The 12,795-nt window shown below is 71.1% G+C and carries 11 protein-coding genes and 1 pseudogene; 7 read left to right on the top strand and 5 right to left on the bottom strand.

Translation table 11 applies throughout. The features are described 5' to 3' along the window. The first annotated feature begins 437 nt into the window (after positions 1-437). From FNH08_RS29785 to dgoD, 3 genes are all read left to right on the top strand, one after another. Positions 438-1,478, top strand: a complete 1,041-nt coding sequence (locus FNH08_RS29785; protein ID WP_322725719.1) for a LacI family DNA-binding transcriptional regulator — start codon at positions 438-440, stop codon at positions 1,476-1,478. Between the two features lie 44 nt (positions 1,479-1,522). Continuing rightward, on the top strand, positions 1,523-2,287 hold the full coding sequence (locus FNH08_RS29780) for an SDR family NAD(P)-dependent oxidoreductase (RefSeq protein WP_152774624.1): 765 nt from the start codon (positions 1,523-1,525) through the stop codon (positions 2,285-2,287). A gap of 108 nt (positions 2,288-2,395) precedes the next feature. Next, on the top strand, positions 2,396-3,541 hold the full coding sequence (gene dgoD / locus FNH08_RS29775; RefSeq protein ID WP_322725717.1) for a galactonate dehydratase: 1,146 nt from the start codon (positions 2,396-2,398) through the stop codon (positions 3,539-3,541). Positions 3,542-3,570: 29 nt separating this feature from the next. On the opposite strand, the gene FNH08_RS29770 is transcribed toward dgoD, so the two are convergent. From FNH08_RS29770 to FNH08_RS29760, 3 genes are read right to left on the bottom strand one after another with little or no spacing between them, the layout of a single operon-like run. Beyond that, positions 3,571-4,089 (bottom strand): MarR family winged helix-turn-helix transcriptional regulator, encoded by a 519-nt coding sequence (locus FNH08_RS29770; protein ID WP_152774623.1) that lies wholly within the window; start codon positions 4,087-4,089, stop codon positions 3,571-3,573. 54 nt (positions 4,090-4,143) lie between these two features. Then, the gene (locus FNH08_RS29765) at positions 4,144-5,640 is read right to left on the bottom strand and encodes a sensor histidine kinase (RefSeq protein ID WP_322725716.1); all 1,497 of its coding nucleotides are present in this window, start codon (positions 5,638-5,640) and stop codon (positions 4,144-4,146) included. Then, on the bottom strand, positions 5,637-6,335 hold the full coding sequence (locus tag FNH08_RS29760; protein WP_322725715.1) for a response regulator transcription factor: 699 nt from the start codon (positions 6,333-6,335) through the stop codon (positions 5,637-5,639). Before FNH08_RS29760 ends, FNH08_RS29765 begins: the two co-directional genes overlap by 4 nt. A 160-nt stretch (positions 6,336-6,495) precedes the next feature. On the opposite strand from FNH08_RS29760, the gene FNH08_RS29755 reads away from it, so the two are divergent. The 4 genes from FNH08_RS29755 (at position 6,496) to FNH08_RS29740 (ending at position 10,405) form a co-directional block, all read left to right on the top strand. Next, positions 6,496-7,833 (top strand): ferredoxin reductase family protein, encoded by a 1,338-nt coding sequence (locus FNH08_RS29755; RefSeq protein ID WP_322725714.1) that lies wholly within the window; start codon positions 6,496-6,498, stop codon positions 7,831-7,833. Between the two features lie 19 nt (positions 7,834-7,852). After that, on the top strand, positions 7,853-8,587 hold the full coding sequence (locus tag FNH08_RS29750) for an FMN-binding protein (protein WP_322725713.1): 735 nt from the start codon (positions 7,853-7,855) through the stop codon (positions 8,585-8,587). Between the two features lies 1 nt (position 8,588). Further along, a complete protein-coding gene (locus FNH08_RS29745; RefSeq protein ID WP_322725712.1) occupies positions 8,589-9,311 on the top strand; it encodes an FAD:protein FMN transferase in 723 nt (240 codons plus the stop codon). Positions 9,312-9,469: 158 nt separating this feature from the next. Beyond that, positions 9,470-10,405: an alpha/beta hydrolase fold domain-containing protein gene (locus FNH08_RS29740; RefSeq protein WP_152774621.1), complete on the top strand. Its 936-nt coding sequence runs from the start codon at positions 9,470-9,472 to the stop codon at positions 10,403-10,405. Between the two features lie 15 nt (positions 10,406-10,420). On the opposite strand, the pseudogene FNH08_RS29735 reads toward FNH08_RS29740, so the two are convergent. Both FNH08_RS29735 and FNH08_RS29730 read right to left on the bottom strand, forming a co-directional pair. Continuing rightward, a pseudogene (locus FNH08_RS29735) lies at positions 10,421-11,756 on the bottom strand (MFS transporter). A 33-nt stretch (positions 11,757-11,789) separates the two neighbouring features. After that, on the bottom strand, positions 11,790-12,740 hold the full coding sequence (locus FNH08_RS29730) for a catechol 2,3-dioxygenase (RefSeq protein WP_152774620.1): 951 nt from the start codon (positions 12,738-12,740) through the stop codon (positions 11,790-11,792). Positions 12,741-12,795: the final 55 nt, after the last annotated feature.

Below are 12,795 nucleotides of genomic sequence, written 5' to 3'. Positions count from 1 at the left end.
ACGGTCACGCCCAGGGCGAGGACGGCCGCGAGCGGGGCGATGTCGGGCATGGTCCGCCCGTAGGTGGAGCCGGACAGCCAGGTGAGGGCCTTGGTCGCGTTGAACGGGTCGGGTGGGCACGCGTTCGTCGTACGCGTGCGGGCACCGGGGTCGACCACCGCGACGGCGACGGTGGTCGCGTTCGCGGTGAGTGTCGCGGGGGCGCTTCGGGGCGCGCCCCAACCATGGCCGGTTCTGGCCGACTTACTACTGCGCGTGATGTGACCGGTTTATTGGGCTCTGCCCAGACGTATCGCTTTTTTCCGTCTGAGGAAACCGGTTGACTGAAACTTCGGCGAACGTTAAGTTGCGGCGCCAGAAGGTGTCAAGAGGTTGGAACACGCCAGTGCCGAACACGACGAACGGCCCCTGGCGCGCAGCGGAGAGAGGGGGGACACGTGCCGGAACAGCCCGTCAGGGCAAAGCTGGTGGACGTGGCCGAGCGGGCCGGAGTCTCCAAGGCCACCGTGTCCAAGGTGCTCAACGGCCGGCAGGACCTCTCCGTCCGCCCGGAGACCCGGCGCCGCGTCCACGAGGCCGCCGAGGAGCTGGGTTACCGTCCCCACTCCGGAGCCCGGGCCCTGGCCGGCGCGAGCACCCACGCCCTGGCCCTGCTGGTCCCCGCTCTCGCCAACCCCACGTACGTCACCATCGCCCGCGGCGCCTACCAGCGCGCCCGTGAGCTGGGCTATCTCTCCCTGCTCGCCGAGGACTTCGACGGTCAGGAAGCCGACGAGTCCTTTAACGACCTGGTGCAGGACGGCCGGGTCGACGGACTGCTCATCGCCTCCGCACGCCCGGGTCACCCCCTGCTGGACGCCCTCAGCCGCAGCCGGGTCCCGCATGTCTTCCTGAACCGTTCGGTGGCGGGCTCCGGCCGCAACGTCACCATGGACGTGGCCCGTTCGAGCATCACCGCCCTCGACCATCTGCACGACCTCGGTCACCGCGCGGTCGGCCACATCGCGGGCCCGCCGGGCATCACCCCCAGTGAGGTCCGCAAGGAGGCGTTCCTGCGGCACGCCCGCGAACTCGGCCTGTCCGCCGCGCCGGTGGCGTCCGGGGACTTCACCGAGGACGGCGGTGTCTCCGCGGCCCTGGAGCTGCTGCGTCCGGCCGACGGCGGTACGCGGCCGCCGGTCACCGCCCTCTACACCAGCTCCCTCGCCCAGGCGATCGGCGCCATGGCCGCGGTCCGGGACCTCGGCCTGCGTATCCCGGAGGACGTCTCCGTCGTCGGGAACGACGACCTGCCGGTCGCCGGCCACCTCTCGCCCCCGCTGACCACGGTGGCGATGCCCCTGTACGAGCTGGGCACCGCTGCCGTGGAGGCCCTGGTGGCCGCGATCCAGGGGCAGCCCATGGGGGACGTCGTCGTACCCACCGAGCCGCGCCTCGTGCTGCGCGGCTCCACGGCAGGTCCGGGAGAGACGCCATGAGCAAGTCCGGTACAGATGCCAAGAGAAAGTCCCGTGCAGACGCCATGAGCCGTACCGGTCTCACACGCTTCACGGGCCGTACCGCCCTGCTCACCGCGGCCGCCTCCGGCATCGGTGAGGCCACCGCCCGTCGTCTCGCCGCCGAGGGGGCGTCGGTCCTCGTGACCGACGTGGACGCCGAGGGCGCCCGCCGGGTGGCCGAGGAGATCGGCGCCAAGGGCGGGCGGGCCCGGCACCGCGCGCTCGACGTCACCTCGGTCGACGCGTGGGCCGAGGCCGTGGACGCCGTGACGTCGTGGACCGGTCGCCTCGACGTCCTGCACCTCAACGCCGGCCGGAACCTGCGCGGAGCGGCTCACGAGTTGGACGACGCCGCCTGGCACGACCAGCTGCGGCTCTGCCTCGACTCGGTGTTCTACGGCGTTCGGGCGACGGTCCCCCTGCTCCGTACCGGCCACGGCGCGGTGGTGATCACCTCCTCCATCCACGCGGCCATCGGCTTCAAGGGCTTCCCCGCGTACGCGGCGGCCAAGGGCGGCATCGGCGCCCTGGTACGCCAGCTCGCCGTGGAGTACGGCGGGCGGATCAGGTTCAACTCGGTCCTCCCCGGCTCGGTGGTCACGGCCCTGTGGGCTCAGACGCCGGAGGAGTACCGGGCACGGACCGCCGCACGCACACCGGTCGGCCGCCTCGGCACCCCCGAGGACGTCGCGGCCGCCGTGGCCTTCTTCGCCTCCGACGACGCCGCCTTCGTCACGGGCCAGAACCTGCTCGTGGACGGCGGCCGCAGCATCACCTCCGAGGAGTAGGACAGGGCCGGTGCGCGCCGTCGCGTGAACCGCCCTCACGACCAGCTCCCCCTCCCCACCCGTACCCACCGGCCGTAGAGCCGCGCACAGGACCCGGAGGTCCTCACCGTGAAGATCACTGGATACGAACTCTTCCTCGTCGAACCGCGCTGGCTCTTCCTGCGCGTCGACACCGACGAGGGCGTCTCCGGCTGGGGAGAACCCATCGTCGAGGGCAGGGCGCACACCGTCGCCCAGTGCGTGAAGGAGATGTTCGACCATCTGGTGGGCCAGGACCCGGCCCGCATCGAGGAGCACTGGCAGGTGCTCGCCAAAGGCGGCTTCTACCGCGGCGGCGTCGTGCTCAACAGCGCCCTGGCCGGCATCGACCAGGCCCTGTGGGACATCGCGGGCAAGACCCACGGCGTCCCGGTGCACCAGTTGCTCGGCGGCCATGTACGCGACCGGGTGCGGATCTACGGCTGGGTGGGCGGGGCGACCCCCGAGGAGATGGCGGAGTCGGCGGCCGAGCAGGTCGCCAAGGGCCTGACCGCGGTCAAGCTGAACCCCTGCGGGCAGTTGGAGCCGCTCGACACGCCCGCCTCGATCCACGCCATGGTGGAGCGGGTGACCGCGGTGCGCGAAGCCATCGGCCCGGGGCGTGATCTGGCGCTGGACTTCCACGGCCGCTTCAGCGGGGCGATGTCCCGGCGCGTACTGCCGCTGCTGGAGCCGCTGTTGCCGATGTTCGTGGAGGAGCCGGTGCTGCCGGAGTTCTCCCGGGACCTCGGCGCGGTGGTGCGCTCCACGTCGATCCCCATCGCGACCGGTGAACGCCTCTACTCCCGCTGGGACTTCCGCTCCGTCCTGTCGGACGGGATCGCCGTGGCCCAGCCGGACGTCAGCCACGCCGGCGGCATCTCCGAGAGCCGGCGGATCGCGTCGATGGCGGAGGCGTACGACGTCCTGGTGGCGCCGCACTGCCCGCTCGGCCCGATCGCGCTGGCCGCCAGCCTCCAACTCGACTTCGCCACACCGAACTTCCTCATCCAGGAACAGGCGCTCGGCATCGGCTACGGCGACAGCGGCGGACTGCTCGACTACCTCGTCGACATCGAGCCGTTCACGTTCCGCGACGGCTATGTCGACCTGCTGACCGCGCCCGGTCTGGGCATCACCATCGACGAGGACGCGGTCCGTACCGCCGCCGAACGCGGCCACCGCTGGCGCAACCCGGTGTGGCGCAACGCCGACGGCTCGCTGGCCTCCTGGTAGCGGACGGCGTCGAAGCCGGCCGCCGCGGTTCAGGCCGTGTTCGCCGAGGCGGCCTTCTCCTGCTCGGTGAGCTCTTCGCCCTGGCGCAGGAAGTCGTCGACCATCCGGTGGAAGAGGGAGGCGAGCTGGCGGAGCTCTTCGGGAGACCAGTCGTCCAGGGCCAGTTGCATGCCCCGGGCGCCGGCCTCGCGGACGCGGTCGACGGCTTCCTGACCGACCTTGGTGAGTTTGATGCGCTGGGCGCGGCGGTCGTCGGGGTCGGGGATACGGTCCACATAGCCGGACCGCTGCAGCTGCTGCACCTGGCGGGTGACGTGCGAGGCCTCCACGCCCAGCCGGTTGGCCAGCTCCCCAGGGCGCAGCGGCTCGGAGTCGGCCATCTGGCGCAGCAGCGCCACGGCGGCCCGGTCGAGCGGGACTCCGGCCAGGGCCATCAGGCGTTCGTGCTGCCGGGTACGCGTGCTCAGATAGGTGATGCGGGTGAGCGCGCGCTCGATCTCGATCACTTCCGGCGAAGCGGGGACGTTGGGGAGCGGTGGTGTGGACATACGACCCACTTTACCATCTTGTTGCCTAACTCAAGTAAATTCTCTGGTCGCCGTTCAGGCGCGCTTCGGCAGCCTGAGGACGAAGGTCGTCGAGCCGGGCTCGCCTGCCAGGTCGATCGTGCCGCCGTGCGCCGCGACCAGGGAGCGGGCGACCGCGAGGCCCAGGCCGCTGCCGCCGCGGTCACGGCTGCGGGCCTTGTCGACCCGGTAGAAGCGGTCGAACACCCGTGCCCGGTCGGCGGCCGGGATTCCCGGCCCGTAGTCGGTGACCCTGATCACGGCCGTACCGGGCGCGCCGTCCGGGCCCGTCTCCTCCATGGCCACCGTCTCCTCCATGACCACCGTCTCTTCCATGGCCACCTCGACCGCCACCTTCGTACCGGCCGGGGTGTGCACGGCGGCGTTGGTGAGCAGGTTGTCCAGCACCTGCCGGATACGCAGGGGGTCGATGCGCAGCCGTACGGGGCCGGGACCGGCGGTCACGGTGAGCGGGTGGTCCGGGTGGGCCGCACGGAACGCGTCCGCGGCCTGACGGACCAGCTCGGCCAGGTCCTCCTGCTCCGGCCGCAGCGGTGTCTCGACGTCGGCGGCGTCGAGCCGGGCGAGCAGCAGCAGGTCGTCCAGGAGGACACCCATCCGGGCGGCCTCGGCGCGCAGCCGCGCCAGATGCTTCTCCCGCTCCTCAGGGGCGTTGGCCGCGGCGTACTGGAACAGGTCGGCGTAGCCGCGCACCGACATCAAAGGCGTGCGCAGTTCGTGCGAGGCGTCCGCGACGAAACGGCGCAGCCGCTGCTCGGCCTCGGTGCGGACGGCGAGCGCGTCGTCGATGTGCTCCAGCATCGTGTTGAACGCGGTGCGCAGTTCCTCCACCTCGGGGGCGCCGTTCCCGCCGTCGGCGCGGACCGGCAGCCGCGCCGAGTCCGTCGTCAGGTCGTGCGAGGTGATGCCGCGGGCCGTGTGCGCCATGTCGCCGATCGGTTTCAGGCCGCGCCGCAGCAGCCCCCGCCCGAACACCACGAGCGCGAGCAGCGCCAGGACGAAGGCGACCACCTGGACCGTGATCAGCTGCCCGACGGTGTCGTCCATGTCCTCCATGGGCGCGCCGCTGACGAGGACCACCCCGGGCTTCACCTCACAGGCGCGCAGCCGGTACAGGCCGTCGCCCTTGAGGTGCTCGGTGCGGATGATCTCCGTGTCCGCGGCGGCCTGGGCCCGGGCCAGGGACGTGAGGTCGTCGACGTCCTTCGGTACGTCGTCGGGGTCCTCGGGCTTGCGCAGGGTGGGGGTGCCGTCCGAGACGTCGTACACGGCGTAGTACCAGCGGTAGTACTTCTTCCCCTCGAGTGTGCCGTACTCCGCGATGCTCTTGGACTGGGCCACCTGGGCGAGCTTCAGCTGGTCGTTGAGCTGGGCCGACAGGTAGTCCCGCATGTACGTCGTGAGGGCCGTGCCGACGACGGCGAACGCCACCAGCGAGAGCCCCCCGATGCCCAGGGCCAGACGGGTGCCCAGGGGCATGCGGCGGTGGATCCGCTTCAGCCGGCCGATCACTCGGTGACCTGCCGCACCACGTAGCCGACGCCGCGCACGGTGTGGATGAGGGGCACGCTGCCGTCGTCGATGCCGTCGAGCTTGCGGCGCAGCCGGCTGACGACCAGTTCCACCACGTTGGAGCGCCCGCCGAAGCCGTACTCCCAGACGTGGTCGAGGATCTGCGCCTTGGTGAGCACGGTCGGTGACTTGCGCATCAGATAGCGGAGCACCTCGTACTCGGTGGGGGTGAGTGTGAGCAGCTTGTCGCCGCGCCGGACCTCGCGGGTGTCCTCGTCCATCGTCAGGTCGGCGACCTGGAGCACGGACCGCTGGAAGGCGGGGCCCGCGCTGCGGCGCAGCACGGTGCGCAGCCGGGCCATGAGCTCCTCCACGGCGAACGGCTTGACCAGGTAGTCGTCGCCGCCCCGGGTGAGGCCCGCCACCCGATCGGCCACTCCGTCGCGCGCGGTGAGGAACACCACGGGCACCATGGTTCCGGACGCGCGCAGCCGGTCGAGCACTCCGAAGCCGTCCAGGTCCGGGAGCATCAGGTCGAGCACCACGATGTCCGGATCGAACTCGCCGGCACGGCGCAGCGCCTCCTCGCCGGAGTTCGCCGTGACCGCGTCCCAGCCCTCATAGCGGGCGACGGTCGCGACGAGGTCGGCTATGGGCGGGTCGTCGTCCACAACGAGCAGTCGCACTCTTTCCACGTGCTCATAGTGCTTCACGTCCTATATGAGGCCATGGCGGCCCCCCTGTTGGACCGGTCGGGAGTAGATCGCTAAGAACTTGAAAGTTAACCGACAGCAAAACGACAGCTGTCACCAGGCAGGCTCGATGTCCCAGGATCCGAGCGAGGAGTTTGTGTCCGTGACGACTGTCCAAAGCGTTCAGCCGCCCCCAACGGCGATGCGCCCCCGGGTGGTGGCCCGCACGGGCCTGTACGCCGTGCTGGCCGCCAACGTGGCCGTGGTGGGCTTCTTCTTCACCCAGGCAGGGTTCGCCTCGAACACCCTCATCGTGCTGGGCCGGCTGACCGGTCTGTACGGCGCGCTCCTGATGGCCTTCCAGCTGCTGCTGGTGGCCCGGCTGCCGTGGCTCGACCGCCGTATCGGCATGGACCGGCTGACCTCCTGGCACCGCTGGACCGGCTTCGGCATCCTGTGGACGCTGCTCTCGCACGCCGTCTTCATCACCTTCGGCTACGCCGAGTCCTCCTCCCTGGACCCGGTGAACCAGCTGGTCGACCTCGCCGAGACCGTCGAGGGCGTGCTGCGCGCGGTCGTCGCGCTGGGGATCATCCTCGTCGTGGGCGCCGTCTCGGGCCGTTTCGCCCGGCGCCGGCTGGCCTACGAGACGTGGCACTTCATCCACCTGTACACGTACGTCGCCGTGGTGCTGGCCTTCACGCACCAGGTCGCGGCCGGTACGACCTTCACCTCGTCGTCCGTGGCGAAGACGTACTGGTACGGCGTGTGGGGCGTGGCCCTCGCCTCGGTGTTCGTGGGCCGACTTGTACTCCCGCTGTGGCGGAACTGGCGTCACCAGCTGCGCGTCACGGCCGTCGTGCCCGAGGCCGACAACGTGGTCTCGATCCACATGACCGGCAAGGACCTCGACCGTATGCCCGCCCAGGCAGGCCAGTTCTTCCTGTGGCGCTTCCTGACCCGGGACCGCTGGTGGCAGGCCAACCCGTTCTCCCTGTCGGCCGCGCCCGACGGCCGCACGCTGCGGCTCACCGCCAAGGCGGCCGGGGACGGCAGCGCCGCCCTGCGGCACGTGAAGGTCGGTACACGTGTCTTCGCCGAGGGCCCCTACGGCGCCTTCACCGCGATGCACCGCACCCGGCCGGAGTCCCTGCTCATCGCCGGCGGTGTGGGTGTCACCCCCATCCGGGCGCTGCTGGAGGAGCTGCACGGGCACGCCGTGGTCATCTACCGGGTGGCCACGGACCGGGACGCGGTCCTCTACGACGAGCTGCGGGACCTCGCCCACGCCAAGGGCGCCGAGCTGTACCTGGTGACCGGGCCGGTCAGCCCCGACAAGCTGGCGCCGGAGGAGCTCGTGAAGCTCGTGCCGGACGTCGCGGACCGGGACGTGTTCCTGTGCGGACCGCCCCCGATGATGAACGCCGTCCTCGGCAGCCTGCGCGAGCTGGGCGTACCCAAGCAGCAGATCCACTTCGAGCGCTTCAGCCTGGCGGGATGAGGGAGACGAGGAAAACACCGTGAAGCGAGCACTTCCTGTCCTGGCCCTGACCATCGCGGGCCTCGTCCCGGTGTGGCGTTACGCGCCGTCGACCGGCACGACGTCCACCGAGGCCGCCGCGCCGGCCTCGACGCCCTCCTCGTCCTCCTCGTCCTCCTCCTCGGGATCCTCGACCCAGGTGGTCTCGGGCTCCACCGTGAACACCGAGAAGGGCGACGTACAGGTCCAGGTGACCTTCGACGGCGAGAAGATCACCGCCGTCAAGATGCTCAAGCAGCCGAACCACCCGCAGACCACCGCCGCGGTGCCGAAGCTGGTCAAGGAGACGCTGACGGCCCAGAGCGCCGACATCGACACCGTGTCCGGCGCCACGATCACCAGCGACGGCTACAAGGAGTCGCTCCAGGCGGCCATCGACGAGAACGCGGAATCGGCGTCGGACTCGGACTCGGCGTCCGGTTCGGCTTCCGACTCGTCCTCGTCGGGCTCGTCGTCCGAGGTCGTCGCAGGCTCGACCGTGAACACCGAGAAGGGCGCCGTGCAGGTCGAGGTGACCTTCGCGGGGGACGAGATCAGCTCGGTGCGGATGCTGCAGCAGCCGAACCACCCGCAGACCACGGCCGCCGTGCCCAAGCTGATCAAGGAGACGCTGACGGCGCAGAGCGCCGACATCGACAACGTCTCCGGCGCCACCATCACCAGCGACGGCTACAAGGAGTCCCTCCAGGCCGCCATCGACGCCAAGGGCGCCTGACGTGCGGCGCGTCGAACACGTCATGGGGTTCCCGGTGTCGCTGCGGGTCGACGACGAGGACGTTCCCGAGGAGGCGGTGGACGCGGTGTTCGCCTGGCTGCACGAGGTCGACGCCCGGTTCAGCCCCTTCAAGCCCGACAGCGAGGTGTCCCGGCTGGACCGGGGCGAGCTGTCGGGCGACGGCCTCAGCGCGGACCTGCGGGAGGTGCTCGACCTGTGCGAGCACTACCGGGTGGCGACCAGCGGCGCGTTCGACGTGCGGTTGCCGGGTCGCGGTCTCGATCCGTGCGCGGTGGTGAAGGGCTGGTCGGTGCAGCGCGCCGCGGAGCTGCTGACGGCGGCGGGCGCGGAGCGGTTCTGCCTCAACGCCGGCGGTGACGTGGTCGCGACCGACGGCCCGTGGCGGGTCGGCGTACGCCACCCCGAGCGGGCCGACCGGCTGTGCACGGTGCTGGAGATCACCGACGGCGCGGTGGCGACCTCCGCGCGGTACGAACGCGGCGACCACATCGTCGACGGACGCACCGGCCGTCCGGCCACCGGCCTGCTCAGCATGACCGTTGTGGCGCCGTCACTGACCGAGGCGGACTCGGTCGCGACGGCGGCCTTCGCGATGGGCGCGGAGGGCATCGAGTGGGCCGCCTCCCGCGAGGGCTGCGAGGTGTTCGCCGTGGACTCCGAGCGTCAGGTGTTCCGTACTCCGGGGCTGCCTGTGGCCGCCTGAGGTGGGCTGCCTGTGGGCCGCCCGAGGTGATGGCCCGGCCATCCATCCTTGACGTTGACAATCACTGACCACAAGAATGATTGCCAACGTCAAGGAGGCGGCCGGGTATCGCGACGCTCGTGCGGCCTGGGGGTCAGCCCGACCGAAGGAGCAGCCGCATGTCCGTCCTCGCCCGGCCCGCGGTGGCCTCCTTCGCCGCCAGGACGATGCAGCGTGCCCTCGCCCTGGCCGGCCGACGGTCCAGCGGGCCCGGCTCCACGGCCTCCTGGCTCGCGCGCCTCCCCGAGTTCCCGCGCGACACCCGCGAGCTGACGATCCCGACCTCCGTCGCCCCGGCCCCGGCCGTGGCCCACCTGCCCGACTCCCCCAAGGGCGTGCTGCCACCCGTCCACGTCAACTTCCACGGCGGCGGGTACGTCATGCCGGGCGCGGAGATGGACGACGCCCTGTGCCGCTGCCTCGCCGCGGAGGCCGGTGTGGTCGTGATCAACGTGGACTACGTCGTCGCCCCGCAGCACCCGTTCCCGGCACCGACCCGCCAGGCGTACGAGGTCGTCCGTTGGGTCGCGGAGCACGGCGCCGAGCACGGCTGGGACGGCGACCGGCTCACCGTGGGCGGCCAGAGCGCCGGAGGCGGCCTGGCGGCGGCGGTGGCCCGCCAGGCCCTGGAGGAGGGCGGCCCCTCGATCGCGCTCCAGGTGCTCCACTACCCGCCGCTCGACCTCGCCACCAACGCCCGGGACAAACGCGCCGCCATCGCCAGGCCGATGCTGCGCCCCTGGATGGCGGACGTCTTCGACAGCGCGTACGTGCCGGATCCGCGTCGGCGTTCCGATCGCCTGGTCTCTCCGGCCAACACGGCCGACACCACCGACCTCACGGGGATCGCCCCGGCACTCGTCATCACGGCCGAGTACGACCTCCTCCGCGCGGAGGGCAGGCGCTACGCCGAGCGGCTCGCCAAGGCCGGCGCACTGGCCGAGCACCACGACGTCCCCAAGGTCGACCACGGCTACGACCTCCAGGACGCGGAGGCCGCCCGGCCGGTCTACGCGCTGATCGCGGACCACGTGCGAAGGGCCGTCCAGGAGTAGGCCGGCCCGTGGCGCTCAGCCGGTGGTGATCAGGTTTTCCGGCGTGCCCGTCCGCGCTGTTAGTCGCGTGCCGCGCAGGGCGGCGAGGCCGATGAAGAGCATGGAGGACAGTCCGGCCAGTGCGAAGGCCGTGAAGCCCCAGTCGCTCTTGTTCGCGGCGAGCAGCTGGCCGCCGAGCCAGGGGCCGAAGACGGCACCGAAGCGGCCCATGCCGGAGGTCCAGCCGACGGCGGTGGCGCGGTTGTCGGGGGTGGACCGGATGGAGACCGTCGCGTAGATCATGGTCTGGGCGCTGTTGAGGAACACGCCGGTGAGGAAGACCACCGTGAAAGTCAGCGCCAGCGGCATGTGGACGCTGAGCAGGAAAACGCCCGCGGCGGTCAGCGCGAACCAGACCGCCGAGATGCGCGGGGCGCCGAAGCAGTCGGAGGCGCGGCCGGCGACGAGCATGCCCACGATGCCGCCGAGGTTGAACAGCACGACGAAGGTCAGGGCGGAGCCGAGCTCGTAGCCCTCACTGCGCATCAGGGTGGGCAGCCAGGTGGCGACGCCGTAGACGAGCAGCAGACCACCGAAGGAGGCCAGCCAGTACAGCAGTGTCTGGGCCCACTCACCGCCGCGGAACAGGTTTGCGGGGGAGTTCCAGCGGTCGGCGGCGGCCTGCCTGCCGGACGCGGCGGCTGGGAGCTCGACCTCGTAGCGGCGGGCCAGTTCGCGGGCCTCCTCGGTTCGGCCCTTGGCGACCAGGAAGCTCAACGACTCGGGCATGAGCCTGGCGAGCACGGGGACGAACAGCAGCGGGAGCACGCAGATCCAGAAGGCGGCGCGCCAGCCTAGGGGTTCGACGACCCACAGGGCCACGTAGGCGGAGAGGATGCCACCGGCGTGGGTGGGCGGTCATCAGCGCGCCGATGGTGAGCGCTCCTCGGCCGCGCGGGGCGTAGTCGGAGACCATGCTGATCGCGGTGGGCAGCAGGCCGCCGAGTCCGACACCGGCGAGGGTACGGCCGAGACCGAAGACCGCGACGCTGCCCGAGACGGCGCACAGTCCGGAGGCCAGCGAGAAGAGCGTGACGGAGGCGACCATCAGCGTCTTGCGGCCGATCCGGTCGGCGACCGTCCCCGCGGTCAGGGCGCCGACCAGCATGCCGAAGGTGGCGTAGCTGCCGAGGTCGCCGGCCTGGTCCGGGGTGATCCCGAGGATCTTCTGCTCCAGCATGTGGGGCAGGACCGAACCGTAGATGAACATGTCGAGGCCGTCGAAGAGCACGGCCAGCCAGCACAGGCCGACGACCAGAACGGCCAGTCGGCCGCCGCGAGCGGAGAGGGAGGGGGCGGGAGCGGGGGACATCGTTGTCTTCCTCTCGTCCAGAGGTGGGGACCGTCAGGCGACCGGTGGCGTGCCGTGCGTGTGGAAGGACTCGATGGTCTTCAGGCCCCAGGCCTGCCCCTTCTTCCGCTCTTCCTCGGTCCAGGTGATCAGCGGCCAGTCGGGGGCGAGGACCAGCCGCGTGAGCGGGTTGCACAGCTCGACACGGTTCCCGCCCGGCTCGTAGACGTAGAGGAAGAACGTCTGCTGGATGGCGTGCTTGTGCGGTCCCGTCTCGATGAACACACCGGTGTCCAGGGCGAGATCGGCGGCGCGCAGGATGTCCTCGCGGGTGTCGGTGGCGAACGCGATGTGGTGCAGCCTGCCGCGTGAGCCGGTCCAGTCCTCGGTGTGGACGACGTCGTACGACTTGTTGGTGAACGTCAGCCACTTCGCGGCGATCCGGCCGGAGTTCAGCTGGATCTGCTCGGTCGGCCGGGCGCCGAGGACGTGCTGGTGGAAGTCGGCGTTGGCGGCGACGTCCGCGGCGAGGTAGTTGACGTGGTCGAGACGGCGTACGCCCACGCCGTGGCCGGGCTTGGCCTGGGGCTGGTTCTTCAGGCCCGGCCTGAGCTCGTCCGGGGCCCGGTACCACTCGGACTCCCAGTACAGGGCTATCTCGTGGCCGTCCGGGTCCGTGGTGACGTACAGCGGGCCGAGGCCCGGCTCGTCCTCGGTCCAGCGGCCCTGGTGGCCCGCGGACTCCAGCTCCTTGACCCGGCGTCGCAGGGCCTCCTCGCCGGCTGCCCGGAGCGCGGTGCGGCCGATGCCGGAGGTCTCGTGCGCGGTGAGGACCAGGCTGTGGTGCTCGTAGTCGTCCCAGGTCCGCAGGTAGACCGAGTCGCCGCGCCGGCCGTTGACCGTCAGGCCGAGGTAGTCGGTGAAGAACGCCAGACTGCGGTCCGGTTCCGGGGTGAGCAGTTCGACGTGCCCGAGGTGGGCGATGTCTCCGAGGGGCGGAGTCATCCGGGTCTCCTTAGGGGCGTTCGGGGGCCTTCAGGGGGTTCGGGCAGCCCTCGGG

The organism is Streptomyces spongiae (genome assembly GCF_009377185.1).
GTDB classification, from domain to species: Bacteria; Actinomycetota; Actinomycetes; order Streptomycetales; family Streptomycetaceae; genus Streptomyces; species Streptomyces spongiae.
The sequence above is the reverse complement of the archived record's forward strand: the minus strand, read 5'-3'. Positions and strand labels throughout refer to the sequence as shown.